The sequence below is a fragment of the Parapedobacter sp. GCM10030251 genome (genome assembly GCF_042666505.1).
Classification (GTDB): Bacteria; Bacteroidota; Bacteroidia; order Sphingobacteriales; family Sphingobacteriaceae; genus Parapedobacter.
In genome coordinates this window covers 16,692-35,263 of the sequence record NZ_JBHTDN010000013.1, presented here as the reverse complement: position 1 = coordinate 35,263, position 18,572 = coordinate 16,692, and the positions used below count along the sequence as shown (strand labels likewise).

Here is an 18,572-nt window from a genome sequence, read left to right as displayed (position 1 = left end):
TCTATGTTAATGAGCGTCCAAACCGATGATTTCATTAGCTTCAACAGGAAATCGGAGGGCCTATCAGACGGTTGGCGGTGGTGTGCTCGATCCCGGTCCGTATCCCGATCTGATTTTACTGTGTTTTTTGCTGTAAACAAAATAAACAACAACGCCGATGATCATCCAGATAGCTAACCGCTCCCAGCTTTCTATGGGCAAGGATGCCATCATCGCGATACATACAATAATCCCCAGTATAGGTACCAGCGGTACCAGCGGTGTACGGAAGGGTCTGGGAAGATTGGGGTTAGTTTTGCGCAGTACTATAATTCCAATACATACAAGTACAAAGGCGAAAAGAGTACCGATGCTAACCATATGCCCGAGATCGGATACGGGAACAAATCCCGTGAATATACTTACGAAAACCATAAAGATAACATTGGTTTTCCAAGGGGTTCGATGCTTGGATAAATCCGAAAAGAACTTGGGTAGCAAACCATCTTTGCTCATTGTATAGAAGACGCGGCTTTGGCCCAGCAGCATCACTAAAATTACGGATGTATAACCGGTGAGAATGGCAATAATGAGCGCGGTGTTGAGAAATGTGTATCCGGTTTGGGCAAATGCCGTAGCCACAGGTTTTGCATCGCCGGCAAATTTCGTGTAATTTTCTAATCCGGTCAGCACATACGAAAACAACACATATAAAAGTGTGCAAACCACCAGCGATCCGATGATGCCAATGGGCATTCCTTTTTGCGGATTTTTGGCTTCCTGTGCCGCTGTACTTACTGCATCAAATCCAATGAACGCAAAGAATACCACACCCGCGCCACGCATGATCCCGCTAATACCAAAGTGGCCGAAATAATCACTTTTGAAAAATTCAAAAAAGCCCAATTGCCCAGATCTAACCAGCTGCTCACCCTCGTTGGCTGGGATGAACGGGTCGTGATTGAGTGGATTAATAAAACTCCATCCTAACGCAATGAAAATCAATACGACGGCCACCTTAACGACCACAAGAATATTATTTACCAAGGATGATTCTTGCGTGCCCCTAATCAGGAGAAGCGAGAGCAGGCATATAATAATGATAGCTGGGATATTGACATAGCCGCCTTCCCAAGGGCCATGAAGCAGACTGTCCGGGAGATGAATACCGAATACGATGAGCAATTGGTTAAAATATTGTGACCAACTGGATGCCACGGTAGCGGCTCCCAATGCATATTCCAATACAAGATCCCAGCCGATAATCCAAGCAACAAATTCACCCATTGTAGCGTATGAATAGGTATACGCACTGCCGGCTACGGGAATCATCGCAGCAAACTCAGCGTAACAGAGTCCCGCGAATGCGCATCCGAGAGCGGCAACAACAAAAGAAAGGGTTACTGCGGGTCCGGCATTCTCGGCGGCGGCTATTCCGGTCAGCGAGAAAAGTCCGGCTCCGATGATCGCTCCGACACCCAAGGCGACCAGTCCTCCGCTTGACAAGGTCCGCTTCAATGTTCCTTCGCCACTTTCCGCGGCTTCTGCGATCAACGACGGAATCGATTTCTTAAATAACATGCTACTTTTCTTTTTCAATTTAGGCCCATCTACGTATGGCCGTGCCAAACCTACAAATTTTTATCTTTAAATAAATGATTTTTTTGCCGTCCGTTCATTTACAGGAACGTTTAGCGGAACCGACACTATAAAAAACAAAACAGGGATTTGTTGATCAACAAATCCCTGTTTTGTGTGCTTTACATAAGCTGAATATTATTCCGGCCGATCGGATTGTGCAGCAACCGATGCTTTTTCCGGCCGTTCAACTGCAACAATCTCTTTTTTTGTATCATTCGTTTCAAGTTTTGCGTGGCTGTTGGTATGGCCACCCAAAATGGGTGCGATAACCAGTCCGACCAGACAGGTTAATTTAATCAGGATATTCATGGACGGGCCAGAGGTATCTTTAAACGGGTCGCCCACGGTATCTCCGGTTACTGCGGCTTTGTGCGCATCCGATCCTTTATAAGTCATCTCGCCGTTGATTTCAACGCCCGCTTCGAACGACTTTTTGGCGTTATCCCATGCACCACCCGCATTGTTTTGGAAAATAGCCCAAAGGACACCGGAAACAGCAACACCTGCCATATAGGCGCCCAAAGCTTCAGCCCCCATTACAAAACCGACAATAATGGGCGTAACGATGGTAATTGCACCGGGAAGCATCATTTCGCGAAGTGCCGCTTTCGTGGAAATATCGACACATTTGCCATACTCAGGTTTTGCTGTTCCTTCCATGATTCCCGGGATCTCGCGGAACTGGCGCCGTACCTCGTTAACCATGTCCATCGCAGCTTTCCCGACGGACTGCATAGCCAATGCCGAGAATACGACCGGAATCATCCCGCCGATAAATAACGCGGCCAAAACATCTGCTTTGAAAATATTGATGCCGTCGATACCGGTAAACGTAACGTAAGCCGCAAAGAGTGCCAACGCAGTTAACGCCGCCGAAGCAATGGCGAACCCTTTTCCTACCGCGGCCGTTGTATTTCCTACCGAGTCCAAGATATCGGTACGTTGACGTACTTCTTTAGGTAACTCACTCATTTCGGCAATGCCACCCGCGTTGTCAGCGATCGGCCCGAATGCATCGATGGCAAGCTGCATGGCCGTCGTAGCCATCATGGCCGACGCGGCAATCGCCACGCCATAGAAACCTGCCAATTCATAGGATCCCCAGATAGCGAAGGCAAAAAGCAGCACGGATGAGCAGGTCGACTTCATGCCGGTTGCCAAGCCAGCAATGATATTGGTAGCCGCGCCGGTTGAAGAATTCCGAACGATGTTCAACACGGGCTTTTTACCCAGGCCGGTATAAAATTCTGTGAATAAGGAAATTAATCCACCGACAGCCAATCCGACAATGGTTGCATAAAACACATTCATCCGAGGCACTTCTATAAAGCCTTCGCCAAAAAACTTCATGTTGATTGTTTCCGGCAGCATGAACCGGATCAGAAAGAAGCACGCAATAACGGTCAGGATGATTGCCACCCAGTTTCCTAAATTCAGCGCGCCTTGTACTTGGTTTTCTTTCGCATCGTTGGAAGAAACTTTAACGAAGAGTGTGCCAATGATCGAAGCAATGATGCCCACACCCGCAATCACCATCGGCAGTAAAATGGGGCCATAGCCATTGAACGCGTCGGTATATGCGGAGCCCGAAACTTCGGCCATATCTTTAATGATGTAATTCCCCAAAACCATTGAGGCCAACACGGTGGCAACGTACGAGCCAAATAGGTCAGCGCCCATTCCCGCCACGTCTCCTACATTGTCGCCGACGTTATCTGCGATGGTAGCCGGATTTCTGGGATCATCTTCAGGGATTCCAGCCTCGACTTTTCCAACCAAGTCCGCACCGACATCGGCAGCCTTGGTGTAGATGCCGCCACCAACGCGTGCGAAAAGCGCGATGGATTCGGCACCCAGTGAGAACCCTGCCAGTGCTTCCAGTACCACCGTCATCTCGCGATAGAAATTGCCGCCGTCGGTGATAAACATATTAAGAAAGATCAAAAAGAAAATGCTGAGACCAAGTACCGCTAACCCTGCGACACCTAATCCCATCACAGTACCGCCGGAGAAAGAGACTTTCAGGGCTTTGGGTAAACTGGTTCTTGCCGCCTGTGTGGTACGAACATTGGATTGAGTTGCGATACGCATACCAATATTTCCCGCTAAAGCTGAAAAGAAGGCGCCAAAAATAAAGGCAACGACGATAATCCAATGGGTGGTTTCTACTACGGTAGATACCGCAAAGAGCGCAACGGAAGCGATGACCACAAAAATAAGAAGAATCCGGTATTCCGCTTTCAGAAATGCCAAAGCCCCTTCTTGAATGCTTTTTGCAATACTTTTCATCCGTTCATCACCAGCGTCCTGTTTCCTTACCCACGCTGATTTCACGATCATTACCGCGATGCCGATTAAAGCAAGCACAGGTACAAAATAGATCAAATTTTCCTGTAAAAATCCCATTATAACCAATTCATTTGTTTACAAAATGCTACATTTTCAAAATAGGCCTCAACAAAGAGTCGCCAAAAATAAGATGCTTATTGCAATAATCAAATTAATTTGCACGAATTCATAGATATTAAGAATATTTATCTACTTTCGATGATATAATCGCAGTCCAAAATTGCCCAATGAATACCATACCTGAACAACATGACGATATGAAGCGTGAGCTGGGGTTACTCGACGCAACGATGCTAGTGGCCGGATCGATGATCGGTTCGGGGATTTTTATTGTCAGTTCCGACATTGTTCGCAATGTGGGCAGTGCCGGATGGTTGATCTTCATTTGGCTGCTTACCGGTCTGATTACCGTTATCGCCGCCTTGAGTTACGGGGAGCTGTCGGCCATGTTTCCGAAGGCGGGAGGACAGTACGTATATCTGAGGGAAGCCTATAATCGCTTGGTTGCTTTTCTGTATGGCTGGTCGTTGTTCCTGGTTATCCAAGCCGGGACGATTGCGGCGGTCGGTGTGGCATTTGCTAAGTTTACCGCTTATATTTTTCCTTCACTTGGCGATGAAAATGTGTTATGGGATTTGGGATACATCCGGATCAATGCCGCACAGCTAGTGGCCATTGCAACCATCGTCATCCTTACCTGGTTTAATTCCCGTGGCGTTAAAAATGGGAAAATTATCCAGACAGTGTTCACGGTTGTTAAGATCCTTTCTCTGGGCGGCTTGATCGTGATGGGGCTGTTTGGTGCTTTTGATGCCGAGATATGGCGTGCCAACTGGTCTACGGCCTGGGATACCATCCGTTGGGATGCGGATAGCCATGCAGCGGTTTCGATAGGGGGGGCGGCCGTGTTTGCGGGGATTGTATCGGCGATGGTAGGTTCCCTCTTCTCCAGCGATGCATGGAATAACGTAACGTTCATTGCGGGAGAAGTGCGAAATCCCCAGCGGAACATCGGCATGAGCCTTTTTTTGGGAACGCTCATCGTGACAATTATCTATGTGTCGGCCAACTTAATGTATCTGGCTACGCTGTCAAGGGAGCAAATTGCTTACGCCCCTGCGGATCGCGTAGCCGTAGCTGCCGCACAGGCTATTTTCGGACAGGTAGGAACGATCGTGATCGCGGTTATGATTATGATTTCAACATTCGGCTGTAACAACGGACTAATATTGGCAGGTGCACGGGTCTATTATACGATGGCGAAAGATGGACTGTTTTTCAAGAAAGCCGGCGAACTAAACAGATTTGAGGTGCCCGGCTGGGGATTATGGGCACAATGTATCTGGACATCGGTACTCTGTCTCACCGGGCGGTATGGTGATCTGCTCAACTACGTTGTTTTTGTGGTGCTGATCTTCTATGCATTGACCATTGTCGGAGTTTTTATCCTTCGCAAGCGGATGCCCGCCGCCCAGCGTCCTTATAAGGCGCTCGGTTACCCTTTGCTGCCCGCGCTGTATGTATTGGCAGCAGCCACCATCTGTGTAGGATTACTGATTTATCAGCCTACTTTCACCTGGCCGGGGCTGATTATCGTGTTATTGGGGATTCCGGTTTTCTTTATGTGGAATAAAAAAGACCTTTAAAATAACTGCGTTCGTTTCCTAATCGCTTTGTCAAAAATCGGGCAGACGTGGAAAATCTGCCCGAGTTCTATTTTTTGCCGCTTCTTTTTCGCCGATTAATCAATCGTCCAAAGGTAGATGGTATCATTCCCTACTTCCACGGTCTTCTCGGCTTCCCAATCGCCCATATCAAAGTCGTGGGATACGATACGGCTTCCAGGTTTCAACTCCTTTTGTAGTTTTGGGCGCAGCTTCAAGTTGACCGATGGCAACAGGTACATCGTTACCACATTCGCCTCGCTGAAATCAAAGTCAAACAGATCGCCTTGTACAAACTTTACTTTGTCGGTCACACCGGCCGCCTTTGCATTTTCGTTAGCCTCTTTCAGTCGTTGTGGGTTGAGATCCACGCCGACTCCCGTTGCGCCGAATTTTTTTGCCGCAGTGATGACGATGCGCCCGTCACCGCATCCCAGGTCATAGACGACGTCGCCGGGTTTGACACCTGCAAGTTTCAGCATTTCCTCAACAGTCTCCTGGTTGGTAGGCACATAGGGAACATCCAAGGCAAGTTCTTCCTGGGCGTATGCACCCGTGCATACACCAACAAATAAGGCGATCAGCCAGTTTTTAACATTGCTCATCATTTTCATTTTTTAATTGTTGCACATTCATTAATTACTATAAATCGATCGTTTATGTCTTTTATCAATGACCTGCTCCGTTCACCGGATCGCAAAGAAAAAGAGCATGCCCAACGCCAATACGGCTACTCCTACCAAAGCTCCAATGCCGGTATAAGCTAAGCTGGAATACAGTAAATACGCACATGCCCCGCAAAAAATAATCGGTGTAAGGGGGTATAGCGGCACCCTGAATGGGCGAACAGCTTCCGGTTCCCTTTTTCGCAATACAAATAGCGAAATACCTGTTGCGAGAAAGAAGAACCAAAATACGGGCGCTGTAAAATCGACCATAGATTGGAAACCATCACGCGTAAATGCACCCAGACCGATCAAGGCTAACGCGATTACGCATTGTACCATCAATGCATTGATCGGAGAAGAGGTTTTTAGATTCCATTTGCCCAATCCGGAAAGCACCTTAAAATCGCGGCCTACTGCGTAATTAGTGCGGGCGCCCGTGAAGATCGTTGCATTGATCGAGGTGAGCGTAGCCATCACAACCAGTATGCCGATCAAGAATACACCCGCTTCGCCGAACGTAACCCGCATCAGATCGATACCGACAGCATCAGACGCAGCAATCCGCTCGATGCCGAGTGCATGCAAAAATGCCCAGTTGACCAGCAGATAAAGCATCGTGGTAGCCAGTATGCTGATGGCCAACACCCAGACCATTTTCCGGCTTCCCGCCTTGAGTTCAGCCGATATATATCCCGCTTCGTTCCAACCTCCAAACGTAAGGAGCACAAAGACCAATGCGAGTCCTATGGAGGTGTTGTTTTCGGAAGCCAGCGGAAGAACCGACAGGCGTTCGGGCGATGGATGGGCGAAAAGACCGACCAGTACGACGGATAAGATGCCTAGAAATTCAACGGCGAACAGAAGATTTTGCGTGCCGGTGCCAAACCTTACACCCAACATGTTGATCGCCGTAAGCGTAATCACGACCAACGCGGCAAACAACGCAGAAGAATACGCGCCAATTGGATATAGTTGTGAAACATAATCGCCAACGATGTACGCCAGCAAGGCGATTGATCCCGTTTGAATAATACTCAACCTTGCCCATGCAAACAGGAAGGCGAAGCGATTGCCGAAGGCCCGCATCAAAAAATGATAATCGCCACCGGTGTTGGGGAAAGTGGTGCTTAACTCTGCATAACATAACGCTCCAACCAGTGAGATGACGCCACCGAGTAGCCATATGCAGAGGAACAGCTCCGCACTGCCTGTGTGCGCTGCAACAATCGAAGGTGTGCGGAAGATGCCTGCACCCACAATGATTCCGATGACAAGTGCTATTGCGTCGATGGTCCGGATTAAGGGACGGGGAGTTTGGTTTTTAGGGGCCTGTTGAAAGGGCGTTGCTATCGCGCTGCCATTCCTTTCCTCTTTCATACTTTACGGTTTTTAGTATGGGTGTACGGGTAATAATACAATCTGCGGTAAGCTTTGTTTCCCGGGGTGTGTAATAATTTTGTTGGGATTTATGCGAAGAACTTGTCGCTGAAATTTACCAGAAACAATTCCTTGGTAGCCCGGGTACAAGCGGTGTATAGCCAGCGTAGGAACTCAACGTCGAGCATTTCATCGGTGAGGTAACCTTGATCTACAAACACAGCCTGCCATTGCCCTCCCTGCGCTTTGTGGCACGTGATGGCCATAGCAAATTTTAACTGTAATGCGTTGTAATAGGGATCGGCCTTAAGTGCGGCCAAGCGAGCCTTTTTGTCGGTGATGTCTAGGTAATCGACCATGATCGCATCGAAAAGGCGCTGCTGATCAAGTTGCGAAAGACTAGGCGAATCGCTGTGGAGCGTGTCTAACATAATGCGGCAATCCACGGGTTCGATCTCATCCGAGTCCAGAAATTCCAGACTGGCATCTGCGAAACGGAACCCATGCTGTTCGTGTACATTGCGTACCCTCCGTACGCGCGCCATATCACCGTTGGCAATGAAACCGCTGCGGTTGGAATCAGCTGAAAGCCAATAGTAGTTGTTCCGGACGACCATGATATAATCACCGCCGGTCAGCTCTTCCTCCCGGAACAGAATGCGGTTGCGGATGTGTTGATTATATAAATTGGCGTTTTTGTTCGAGCGGCATATGACCAGGGTATTTTCCATGCCGTATTTGTCGTATGCATAATGCAAGCCTTCGATAAGTCGTTCCCCCGTCATGCGATAGATATCGGGAAACCCTTTGATCCGGAAACGTGGAAAAGGAATCGATTCTTCCTGTCCGGACACCGAATGAATCTGCTGACGAATTACCGTGGCATTGTATAGGATCCCTGAGTGTTTTTCCTGTCGTACTACTTCCGTTAATTCGTGAACGAAGACGCGCATTCCGAATGTCCGCTCCAGCCATTGGGGTTCCAGCGCGGGACTTTGCAACAGTCCTACCGGAGGGAGCTGTGCAACATCACCGACAAACATTAACCGACAGTTTTTACCGGCTCTTACATAGGCTACCAAATCTTCCAATAAACTTTTTCCGTTAAACGAAAACCGCTCATTTGAGATCATCGAAGCTTCATCGACAATAAAAAGAGTGTCAGTATGCAGATTTTCAGCTAAGCCAAATGCCATATCCGGCGAAACAGCGATCTTTTTACGATAGATCTTTTTGTGTATGGTCATTGCCTTTTTGCCCGAATAGTTGCCCATCACTTTTGCGGCCCTGCCGGTGGGCGCCAGTAATACTGAACGCATATATAGTGCAGGCAGTGTGTTGACCAACGTGCTGATCAAGGTGGTCTTGCCGGTACCAGCAAAACCTTTAAGCACAAAGCAAGAAAGGTCGTCTGCGTAACGCAGAAAATCGGAGAGTCGAAGAAACGCTTCCTGCTGTTGGCCGGTGGGCGGCAACGGAAAACGACTGGAAATTAATTCATCGATCTGCACGGTCAAAGGTACCCAAAAGTTTGGTACAAATGATTTATCTAAGTAAGTTTGTTGCCAGTAAACGGATGGTGATGAAATATACTTCGACAGATTTTAACAAGGAACAGGCTACGGCTTATACCTTGCTCGTCAGGATAGGATCCGATGAGAACGCATTAGCCATCGTAGATACAGAGAAACGATTGAAATTGGTCGCCACATATGATCCAGCGATGACGGAAGGGGAGATTAGGGATGTATTGAATCTGGATTTCGCAGCGGTGAAACTTTGCCTTCACGGCAACCGGTATACGTTTGTTCCTGAAGAGGTGTTCGACGACCCAGCCACACAGTCATACCTCGGCCATTTGCCGGACGATGGCTTGGTGGCGACATCGGTATCGGATATCCCATCGCTCGGCATTAAGGTGCTTCATCAACCTGACCGATTGGTTACCGAATCCCTCGCTGTGCGTTTTCCTGACCTGGTTACTTATTCGACTGTGCAAGCCTTGTTGCAGGGCGTTGCGGATTACGGATTAACGTCGGACAGGCCGGTGCTTATTATCGACAAACAGGCATCCACGGTCATCGTATGTGCGTTTGATAAAAGTAGATTTATATATGCCAATGATTTCGATGTGTTGGGCATGGAGGATTTCACGTTTTACCTGCTTTCCATTCTGAAACATCTCGGCTTGGAAGAAAGCAGACCGGATATATGCCTGTCGGGCGACGTTGCCGAGCAGGATGAAATCCATCAGTGGGCGCTATCCAATGGTAGCGAAGTGGTCTTTGCGGACAGCGGGGCGTTGGTCCGGATTGCGGTGCCGCAGGAGTTGATACCGCAGCAACATCGATTTCTTACACTTTTAGGGCTTCATTTATGCGAATAATAGGAGGGAGCCGGGCGGGATTGCGCCTGCATCCACCTGCCGCTTTACCGGTACGCCCTACGACGGATATGGCCAAGGAGGCACTGTTCAATGTCTTGCAACATCGAATGGATTTTGAACAAATAAAGGCCCTTGATTTGTTTTCCGGCACGGGAGGTATGGCTTTTGAAATGGCGTCCCGTGGTGCCGCATCGGTATTGGCTGTAGATATCCATTTCAAGTGTGTGCAATATATTAATGCCACGGCCAAAAATTTGGAGTTATCAGCGATTAAGGCCATTAAGACGGATGTGCTGAAGTTTATCTCGAACTGCAAAGATGAATTCGATTTTATATTTATCGACCCTCCGTATGATTTGCCCCAACTTCCCCAACTCCCCGCGAGGATAGTTACCCAAGGGATGCTGAAGCCGGGAGCAATCATGGTACTGGAACATTCGTCGACGCGCAGCATGGGTATTCAACCCAATCTTGTCGAAACCCGGAAATACGGGTATTCTTCATTTTCGTTTTATCAAATACATTAGAACCCCATGAAAATAGCAGTGTTCCCCGGCTCATTTGATCCCATTACCAAAGCTCACGTCGATGTCGTGAAAAGAGCGACGACTCTTTTTGATAAAATTTATGTGGCCGTTGGCGCCAATACGACAAAGAAGGGCTTCTTCAGTCCTGATGAAAGGCTGGCAATGATCAAAAAGGTATTCGCGTCGCAGGCCGATTCGGTAGAGGCAATCCTGTTTGAGGGGCTTACGGTTGATTTTTGTAAAAAAGTAGGCGCCGGCTATATTCTCCGCGGTATGCGGAATGCGACAGATTTTGAATTTGAGAAGGCCATCGCATTGAACAATTCCGTATTGGCACCCACTATAGAAACGGTTTTTTTGGTAAGCAGCAACGGATTATCCCATATCTCGTCCACAATCGTCCGTGAGATCATCGTAAACAAAGGCGACGTAAGCCAACTCGTACCGGAAGCCGTGTTGGCAATGGTGGGGGAGAAGTCCTGACCACTGTTTTAGGTAACCGTATCTAGGATGTCCACGATCAGGGGATAGGTGTTCTTACGAATTCGGTCAAATTTATCTTTCCCCAGCCAGATGGCATCCACGATATCTTCTTCGTGTTGGGGCTTTAACTTCGGAACTTTGTTTACACCCATTTCATACCAATTAGTTTTTTTCAAAACCAGCTCGCCTTTCATTAAATAGGTGTGATAGGTGGTCGCTATTTTTTGTCCGAGATAGTCAACGGTGATGCCGCATTCTTCCTGTACTTCCCGTACGGCAGCCCTCCGCATCGATTCCCCTTCGTCCACCTTACCTTTGGGTAAATCCCACTTTTCAAGCCTGTGAATAAACAGGAATTTACCTTTTCCGTTTTTTACTAATCCACCTGCCGCTTTAATTAGTTTGATTCTTTTTTTAATAGAATTAAAAAAGTCAGTCGGTTTTTTTATTAGTATGAAATATGTGGTGGGATTTTTATTTTCTTTTGCTTGCTTGAAAAGTTTTTCCAAGTCAAGGTATTGATGGTCAATTGATTGAATATTGCTAACGCTTTCGGGTACAAAATCTGCCACAACGAGAGCGGATTGGTTCATATAAATTTTATAGATTTGCGCCATGAATAATATGAATGAGGTTGCACAAAAAGTTGCCGAATCATTGTTGCAAATTAAAGCAATTAAATTACAACCCAAAAAACCTTTTACATGGGCTTCGGGTTGGAAGTCTCCGATTTACTGCGATAACCGTGTAGCTTTGTCTCACCCACCCATCCGTACGTACATTCGCCAAAAGTTGGCTGAATTGATACAGGAAGAGTTTGGATCGGTTGAGATGATTTCAGGTGTAGCTACAGCGGGGATTCCGCAAGGGGTATTGGTTGCCCAGGACCTAGGCCTTCCTTTTACCTATGTTCGGAGCAATTCAAAGGACCATGGACGGGAAAACCAAATCGAAGGTGAGATCGTGAGCGGCCAGCGCGCCGTAGTGGTCGAGGATTTGATTTCAACCGGAAAAAGTAGTCTGAAAGCTGTACAGGCCCTGCGAGAAGCCGACTGTAATGTCGTAGGTTTGGTTTCCATATTTACATATGGGTTTGCTGAAGCAGAAAAAAACTTTACAGAAGCCAAATGCAGGCACTTAAGCCTATGCAGTTACGATAATTTGATAGAAGTTGCGGCCAAGCATAATTACATATTGAACAGTGACATCGAAGTGTTGGAACAATGGCGGGCCAACCCATCCGAATGGTCGCCTAAATAATTTGAGAGTTCTCTTTTATTCCCATGACCGTAATTCAAAATCAAGCGATTATTGACGAATCCGTCGACCGGGTATTTGCGTTTTTAGCTGACTGCACGAATCACGAGCAGTTGATGCCAGAGAATATACAAGATTGGGCATCTACACGGGACCAGGCAAGTTTTACCATCCAAAACATGGTGAAACTTGCGCTTAAAGTCGATCGCCGGATCGAGAATAGAGAAGTGGTATTCGTACCTGTAGAAAAAGCTCCCTTTGATGTAACCCTGCGTTGGGAAACCACCTTACAAGGAGATGGACAGACACTCGCCCGATTGATCGTCGAGGCGGATCTCAACATGATGATGAAAATGGTGGCCGCCAAGCCATTGCAAAAATTGGTAGATTACCAGGTCGATCGTTTGAAGTCAGTACTAAATTAGGCCCCGGCAAAAAGTCAGATATTAACAAGAAACCCCGGCATTCGTTTGTGCCGGGGTTTCTCTTTTATCGATTGAGTGGAATTGAAGTTTACGCGTCTAACTGCTCAGCCACGAAATCCCAATTGACCACATTCCACCAATTCGTAATATATTCAGGTCTGCGATTTTGATAATGAAGGTAGTACGCATGTTCCCAGACATCGATTCCTAAAAGCGGTTTTCCTTTCAACTCTGCGTCATCCATCAATGGGTTATCCTGATTAGGGGTGGAGCCGATCTTTAAGGTGCCTTGGTCGCTCACTAACCACGCCCATCCCGAGCCGAATCTGCCCGCGCCAGCCGCGGCAAACTGTTCTTTGAATTGATCAAAAGAACCAAAAGAACCATTGATGGCATCCATCAATGCACCTGCCGGAGCGTTGCCGTCGACGGGTGCACGCAATGATTTCCAAAAAAAGGAATGATTCCACGCGCCGCCGCCGTTATTGCGTACGGTATCCGATAGCTTCGAAATGTTGGCGAACAATTCTTCCGGCGTGGAGTACGTTATTTTGTCCGCTTTAATCGCATCGTTTACTTTGGAGATGTAACCCGTATGGTGCTTGGTGTAGTGGATTTCCATGGTCCGCGCATCGATGTTGGGTTCCAATGCATTGTATTCGTAACCCAAGGGCTCCTGCGTAAATTCCAACGGAGTTCCGCTTGACTCGGCAGATTCTTTGCCTGATGAAGTCGGAGAACTGCACCCTACCAATGTGTTTAACGGATTGACCCCCAGAGCGGTAGTCGCCACGGTTGCTGCAGAAAAGCCAATGCTTGTGCGTAAAAAATTCCTTCTATTGGTCGTTGCCATAATGGTTAAAGATTTGATTTCATAGCTTTAATTACAACCAAAGTTAGTGTTTTGTTTTAAAAACCCATGGATTAATCCCAATTTATTGACCCGGCGACAACTTTCAATCGCAGAATCCATCGGGGGAGCATGACGGTCCCTCGGCCACGTCGAGAAACGAACTTGGGTTCGCTTGGCGCCATTCGGCGAATGATTTTTGCAGCGTTTGCAAAAATACGTCGGAGGGTTGCGCTCCTGATACGGCGTATTTTCGGTTAAATACAAAAAAAGGGACACCACGTATTCCGATGTTGCGGGCTTCTTGAATGTCTTGGGCCACCTCATACCCAAATCTCTCGCTGTTAAGCATTTCCAGCATCGCTGTTTCCTCCAGACCAGCCTCCTTGCCAAGTGCAATTAGCGTACTGGACTCGCTGATATCCGCTCCATCGGTAAAATGAGCCTTGAACAGGGCTTCCTTGACAACGTTGCCGACCCCATTTGCTTGGGCAAGATGTATCAACCGGTGGGCATCCCAGGTGTTTGTTACCACGGTCCTCTCAAAGCGCAATGCCAGCCCTGCATTCTTACCGGTAGCAGCTACGCCCGAAGTCATCTCCTTCGCTTTTGCAATGCTCATTCCTTTTCGCTCGGCAAGGTATTGGTACGTGTCCGTGTAGGTAGCGCCCTTTGGTAATTCGGGATCAAGCTGAAAACTTTTCCATTCCAACTTGATGAATGGAGCATCTTCAAATTGCCCCAATGCCGCTTCGAAATTACGTTTGCCGATGTAACAAAACGGACAGGCAATGTCAGACCAAACTTCTATTTTCATTATTCCGTGTTTTAAACGTTCGCCATCAAGCGAATTTCATTACTAATTCCTCTTTCGGGATCCGAACTTTTTTCTGGTTTACCAGCCAATCGTTTTCTTGATCCCGATAACCCAACGGCAGTAAGGTGACACTCTTCAATCCTTGTTCGGGCAACCCAAGCAACGCATCCAGCGCCGTGTTGTCGAACCCCTCCATAGGGGTTGCATCGACCTGAAGCTCCGCAGCGGCCGCGATGGCAAGCCCAAAAGCGATGTATGCCTGACGGGCAGCGTGCTCAAAATTGGCTTGGGCAGGTTGACTCAAGTACATGTTCTTCAGCCGGGTTGCATAGTCGTCGAACGAGCTGGCGGGAATGCCACGCTCGGCAGCTGTGTGGGCAAATACGGCATGGATCCGCTCTGCTGTGTACTTGTCCCAAGCGGCAAACAATAAAAGGTGGGAACTGTCAACGATCTGTGATTGCCCAAAGGCGATGGGCTGGATTTTAGCTTTCAACTCCGGGTTGGTAATCACCAGGATTTTAAATGGTTGTAGTCCCGATGAAGTCGGAGCCAAGCGGGCCGCTTCTAAGATGCTGTCAATTTTCTCTTGCGCGACGGTTTGTCCGTTCATCTTTTTTGTCGCATAGCGCCATTTTAGTGTTTCTAGCAGGTGCTTATTGATTTGATATTAATACGAAGATTTATGATTTACTCTACTAATGCCTTGATAAACCCCGCGGTCGCATCTTCCAGGATGCGCTTTGCGGTGTGCGGGTCTCCCGGGCCGGAGATCATTCCCATTGCGATCAGCCCGTGAAGGATCGACCAAAATGTCATCGCTTTCAGATGAGCATCGGCGTCCGGCTGCTTGCTTTCCCGTATAGCCGCTTCGATGGTGTCGTGGAAAACACTGCTGACCTCCATGATCTCACGCGTTTCCCGTACCATTTCGCAGGTAGGGATCCCCAGTCCATACATAATCTGATAATGCTTTGGATGTTCCTCAGCAAAAGCCCAATACGCATTGGACAGCGCCATTAACTGATCGGTAGGGCGGTCGTGTTCCCGTTTTGCTTGGTGAAGCCGCCTTGCAAGCAGTGCATAGCCTTCCTGTGAAAAGGCGCTTCGAATGGCTTCTTTGCTTTCAAAGTGTTTATACACAACGGGGGTGCTGTACTCAATGGCATCAGCAATCCGACGGATGGACAGCGCGTCCCAGCCTTCCTCTTCCACAATTTGCCAAGATTGCGCCAATATCGCAGCTCGAACCTGTTCTAACTGCCGTTGCTTACGTTCGGATATTCCCATGGTAACACTGTGTATAAAAGTTAACACTGTCAGCAAAAGTAACAACCGAAACTTTATTTCACCAAGCGATTGCAGAAAAACGACAATGGGATGACGAAGTTAGTTGCTCGAATGGGCTTTCAGGAATGCGATAAGAGGCCGGATGAATTGGTCGTATGCCTCGATATGGGGCAAGTGGCCGATGCCGTCAATCTCCACTAGTTGCGCATCGGGGATGGCTTCAGCGGCTTTCCGGCCCAGTAGTGGATAATTGCCGAGGGTCTTCTGGACCTCCTTAGGTGCAAGGGCTTTACCCAATGCAGTTCGGTCGCGCTGGCCTATGATCAAGAGCGTCGGAGATTGGATGTTACCGAACTCGTATACTACCGGCTGGGTAAAAATCATGTCGTACAATAGGGCGGAGTTCCAAGCGATGCGTGGGTAATCAATATCGTGGGTCCAGCCGGCCAGCATATGTACCCAACGATCGTATTGAGGTTTCCATTTGTTATCATAATAAAACGTAAGCTGATAATTCTTTATCTTGTCGTACGTCTGAGCCAGTTCACTTTTGTACCAATTTTCAACCGTTTGGTAAGGTACCACGGTTTTCCAGTCTTCCAGGCCGATCGGGTTTTCTAAAATCAGCGTTTGGGTATAGGCTGGGAACATGAGTGCAAAGCGGGTGGCGAGCATACCGCCCATTGAATGACCAAGTATGTGTGCCTTCCCGATGCGGAGGCTATCGAGCAGCTGTTTGGTATTGAGAGCCAGCAATTGAAAAGAATATTGGATACGGTTCGGTTTTGATGATTTGCCAAAGCCGATCTGATCGGGTATGACAACACGGTAACCTTTTGCTGCGAGGTCATTTGCCGTTTGTTCCCAATAGGCTCCGTTGAAGTTTTTTCCGTGCATGAGTAGTACGGTTTCCCCGTTGGGTGTGGTGGGAATGACTTCCATATACGCCATTTTCAGTGACTCTCCCTGAATGGCCAGGGTGAGGTACCGTGTAGGATACGGATAATCAATGGTCTCTAAATTGGTCCCGATCGGCGAATTTTGTTGTGCATCCGAAAATTGGACGATTGAAAGAACCAAGATCGTCGCTGATATTCTTTTAAAAAGACATAGATAATTCATACCGATCAATTAGCGGTTCGTATATTAGTTGCTATATCTCTCCGTACTGCCAATAGGAGCAATCCGGACAGGTAGATGCTGTGTATCAACTGGGCTGATACGGCTGTCCAGTTCTCAACGAGGGCGCTGCCGAAAATCAAGATCGTCATGATGGCCAGTCCCGTAAATAACGCTTGCTGAAACCAACGTCCGCTGATGAGCCAAACACCGGCAATGAACTCCACGAAGACCAATACGTACCCGAATGCAAAAACAAAGCTATGCGGCAATACCGTCCCGGTAAACTGGTCTGCCATATCCGAAGCAAAAGCTTCGAGTTTTGGAAGCCGGACCAAACCGTGGCCCAGAAACGACATCGCGATGGGAAGGCGAAGAAACAATTCAATAAGGCGTTGCTTATTCATGGAGCATTGTATTGGACCGAAACAAAGATACCGGTTTGTATCGATTTCGCTGTCCGGTTTCCCGAAAGAATGTTAATTTTGACACATGTCACTACCGATTGATCATCTTTCAACGACTCAGCAATTCATCGAAAGGGAATTAGCCTACAGTGCGCACAACTACCACCCGTTGCCAGTGGTATTGGAACGGGGTGAAGGCGTATACCTTTGGGACGTGGAGGGCAAGCGCTATTACGATTTCCTTTCGGGTTATTCTGCCGTAAACCAAGGCCATTGCCATCCGAAAATTGTAAAGGCCTTGGTGGATCAAGCGCAAAAGCTTACACTGACCTCGCGGGCTTTTCATGCCGACTTATTAGGTGAATATGCCGAATACATCACCCGCTATTTCGGATATCAAAAGGCATTGCCTATGAACAGTGGGGTGGAAGCTGTGGAAACAGCGTTGAAACTCGCCCGTCGCTGGGGCTACGACAAAAAAGGAATACCAGCCAACCAGGCTAAAATCATTACCGTAGAAGGTAATTTCCATGGGCGTACGCTCAATGTAGTATCGTTCAGCACCGATCCATCATCACGCGATGGTTTTGGACCCTTCATGCCGGGATATGAGGTGATCCCTTACAACAATCTGAGTGCGTTGGAAGCTGCATTGTCCGACCCGACAGTTGCGGGCTTTCTGGTGGAGCCGATACAAGGAGAAGCCGGCGTATACGTGCCGGAAGACGGATACCTTGCAAGGGCGTATGAGTTATGTAAACGGTCGAACGTGTTGTTCATCGGCGATGAAATCCAAACGGGATTGGCCCGTACCGGCAAGATGCTCGCATGCGACCACGAAAACGTGCGACCCGATATCCTGATATTGGGAAAAGCCCTGAGCGGCGGTATGCTGCCGATTTCGGCGGTGCTGGCCGATGATGAGGTTATGTTATGCATCAGGCCCGGCGAGCATGGCTCGACCTATGGCGGCAATCCCTTGGCCTGCAAAGTTGCGATGGCTGCATTAGACGTTATCAAAGCGGAGAGCCTGGCTGACCGTGCCCAGGAACTGGGTATCTATTTTCGTAAACAATTACAGCAGTTAAATCATCCGAATATTTTGGAAATAAGAGGTAAAGGGTTATTAAATGCTATTGTTATCCGGCACGGTAACCCCGACGCTGCCTGGCAATTGTGTTTGGCGCTTAGAAACCATGGTTTACTTGCCAAGCCGACGCATGGCGATAAAATACGGTTCGCTCCGCCATTGGTCATCACAAAAGAACAATTGGATGATGGGATTCGCATCATCAGCGAAAGCTTAGCCGTTTTGATATCCCAATGAACCTAC

19 protein-coding genes are annotated in these 18,572 nt (G+C 48.0%); 7 read left to right on the top strand and 12 right to left on the bottom strand.

Annotated elements, in window-relative coordinates; translation table 11 throughout:
- Window positions 1–63: 63 nt before the first annotated feature.
- Together ACFQRK_RS21705 and ACFQRK_RS21700 are read right to left on the bottom strand one after the other, a co-directional pair.
- Window positions 64–1,560, bottom strand: coding sequence for an amino acid permease (locus ACFQRK_RS21705; protein ID WP_379010333.1), 1,497 nt, complete (start codon window positions 1,558–1,560; stop codon window positions 64–66).
- A gap of 195 nt (window positions 1,561–1,755) precedes the next feature.
- The gene (locus ACFQRK_RS21700; protein WP_379010332.1) at window positions 1,756–4,026 is read right to left on the bottom strand and encodes a sodium-translocating pyrophosphatase; all 2,271 of its coding nucleotides are present in this window, start codon (window positions 4,024–4,026) and stop codon (window positions 1,756–1,758) included.
- Between the two features lie 170 nt (window positions 4,027–4,196).
- Between ACFQRK_RS21700 and ACFQRK_RS21695 the strand changes: the two genes are divergently transcribed.
- Window positions 4,197–5,615 carry an APC family permease gene (locus tag ACFQRK_RS21695; RefSeq protein ID WP_379010330.1) on the top strand — a complete coding sequence of 473 codons (1,419 nt, stop codon included), beginning with the start codon at window positions 4,197–4,199 and terminating at the stop codon, window positions 5,613–5,615.
- Window positions 5,616–5,710: 95 nt separating this feature from the next.
- Here the strand turns inward: ACFQRK_RS21695 and ACFQRK_RS21690 are convergent, their stop codons facing one another.
- The 3 genes from ACFQRK_RS21690 to ACFQRK_RS21680 form a co-directional block, all read right to left on the bottom strand.
- Complete coding sequence (locus ACFQRK_RS21690) at window positions 5,711–6,241, bottom strand: SAM-dependent methyltransferase (RefSeq protein WP_379010328.1); 531 nt, start codon at window positions 6,239–6,241, stop codon at window positions 5,711–5,713.
- A gap of 78 nt (window positions 6,242–6,319) precedes the next feature.
- Entirely contained in the window at window positions 6,320–7,678 is a 1,359-nt protein-coding gene (locus tag ACFQRK_RS21685; RefSeq protein WP_379010327.1) for an APC family permease, read from the bottom strand.
- Between the two features lie 89 nt (window positions 7,679–7,767).
- Window positions 7,768–9,189 carry an ATP-dependent RecD-like DNA helicase gene (locus ACFQRK_RS21680; RefSeq protein ID WP_379010386.1) on the bottom strand — a complete coding sequence of 474 codons (1,422 nt, stop codon included), beginning with the start codon at window positions 9,187–9,189 and terminating at the stop codon, window positions 7,768–7,770.
- A 29-nt stretch (window positions 9,190–9,218) separates the two neighbouring features.
- On the opposite strand from ACFQRK_RS21680, the gene ACFQRK_RS21675 reads away from it, so the two are divergent.
- Genes ACFQRK_RS21675 through coaD form a run of 3 tightly spaced genes read left to right on the top strand, consistent with a single transcriptional unit; the run spans window position 9,219 to window position 11,074 of the window.
- Entirely contained in the window at window positions 9,219–10,064 is an 846-nt protein-coding gene (locus ACFQRK_RS21675) for a DUF3822 family protein (RefSeq protein ID WP_379010325.1), read from the top strand.
- Window positions 10,055–10,591, top strand: a complete 537-nt coding sequence (locus ACFQRK_RS21670) for an RsmD family RNA methyltransferase (RefSeq protein ID WP_379010323.1) — start codon at window positions 10,055–10,057, stop codon at window positions 10,589–10,591. The genes ACFQRK_RS21675 and ACFQRK_RS21670 overlap by 10 nt, the downstream gene beginning before the upstream one ends.
- A 6-nt stretch (window positions 10,592–10,597) precedes the next feature.
- On the top strand, window positions 10,598–11,074 hold the full coding sequence (coaD, locus tag ACFQRK_RS21665; RefSeq protein ID WP_379010322.1) for a pantetheine-phosphate adenylyltransferase: 477 nt from the start codon (window positions 10,598–10,600) through the stop codon (window positions 11,072–11,074).
- A gap of 8 nt (window positions 11,075–11,082) precedes the next feature.
- Here coaD and ACFQRK_RS21660 read toward each other — a convergent pair whose 3' ends face one another.
- Window positions 11,083–11,691, bottom strand: coding sequence for an NUDIX hydrolase (locus ACFQRK_RS21660; protein ID WP_379010321.1), 609 nt, complete (start codon window positions 11,689–11,691; stop codon window positions 11,083–11,085).
- Between ACFQRK_RS21660 and pyrE the strand changes: the two genes are divergently transcribed.
- Both pyrE and ACFQRK_RS21650 read left to right on the top strand, forming a co-directional pair.
- Window positions 11,690–12,334 carry an orotate phosphoribosyltransferase gene (gene pyrE, locus ACFQRK_RS21655; protein WP_379010320.1) on the top strand — a complete coding sequence of 215 codons (645 nt, stop codon included), beginning with the start codon at window positions 11,690–11,692 and terminating at the stop codon, window positions 12,332–12,334. The two genes, ACFQRK_RS21660 and pyrE, sit on opposite strands and share 2 nt — an antisense overlap.
- Before the next feature lie 23 nt (window positions 12,335–12,357).
- Window positions 12,358–12,756: an SRPBCC family protein gene (locus ACFQRK_RS21650; protein ID WP_379010319.1), complete on the top strand. Its 399-nt coding sequence runs from the start codon at window positions 12,358–12,360 to the stop codon at window positions 12,754–12,756.
- Window positions 12,757–12,844: 88 nt separating this feature from the next.
- On the opposite strand, the gene ACFQRK_RS21645 is transcribed toward ACFQRK_RS21650, so the two are convergent.
- The 6 genes from ACFQRK_RS21645 to ACFQRK_RS21620 all read right to left on the bottom strand — a co-directional run bounded on the left by ACFQRK_RS21645 (window position 12,845) and on the right by ACFQRK_RS21620 (window position 17,239).
- Complete coding sequence (locus tag ACFQRK_RS21645; RefSeq protein ID WP_379010318.1) at window positions 12,845–13,609, bottom strand: superoxide dismutase; 765 nt, start codon at window positions 13,607–13,609, stop codon at window positions 12,845–12,847.
- Window positions 13,610–13,712: 103 nt separating this feature from the next.
- Window positions 13,713–14,423 (bottom strand): DsbA family oxidoreductase, encoded by a 711-nt coding sequence (locus tag ACFQRK_RS21640; RefSeq protein WP_379010317.1) that lies wholly within the window; start codon window positions 14,421–14,423, stop codon window positions 13,713–13,715.
- A 25-nt stretch (window positions 14,424–14,448) separates the two neighbouring features.
- Window positions 14,449–15,075 carry a nitroreductase family protein gene (locus tag ACFQRK_RS21635; RefSeq protein ID WP_379010384.1) on the bottom strand — a complete coding sequence of 209 codons (627 nt, stop codon included), beginning with the start codon at window positions 15,073–15,075 and terminating at the stop codon, window positions 14,449–14,451.
- A 38-nt stretch (window positions 15,076–15,113) separates the two neighbouring features.
- Entirely contained in the window at window positions 15,114–15,713 is a 600-nt protein-coding gene (locus ACFQRK_RS21630) for a TetR/AcrR family transcriptional regulator (RefSeq protein WP_379010316.1), read from the bottom strand.
- A 99-nt stretch (window positions 15,714–15,812) separates the two neighbouring features.
- Window positions 15,813–16,835, bottom strand: a complete 1,023-nt coding sequence (locus ACFQRK_RS21625; protein WP_379010315.1) for an alpha/beta fold hydrolase — start codon at window positions 16,833–16,835, stop codon at window positions 15,813–15,815.
- 5 nt (window positions 16,836–16,840) lie between these two features.
- The gene (locus tag ACFQRK_RS21620) at window positions 16,841–17,239 is read right to left on the bottom strand and encodes a DoxX family protein (protein ID WP_379010314.1); all 399 of its coding nucleotides are present in this window, start codon (window positions 17,237–17,239) and stop codon (window positions 16,841–16,843) included.
- Window positions 17,240–17,324: 85 nt separating this feature from the next.
- Here ACFQRK_RS21620 and rocD point away from each other — a divergent pair, with 85 nt between their 5' ends.
- Window positions 17,325–18,566 (top strand): ornithine--oxo-acid transaminase, encoded by a 1,242-nt coding sequence (rocD, locus tag ACFQRK_RS21615; RefSeq protein ID WP_379010313.1) that lies wholly within the window; start codon window positions 17,325–17,327, stop codon window positions 18,564–18,566.
- Window positions 18,567–18,572: the final 6 nt, after the last annotated feature.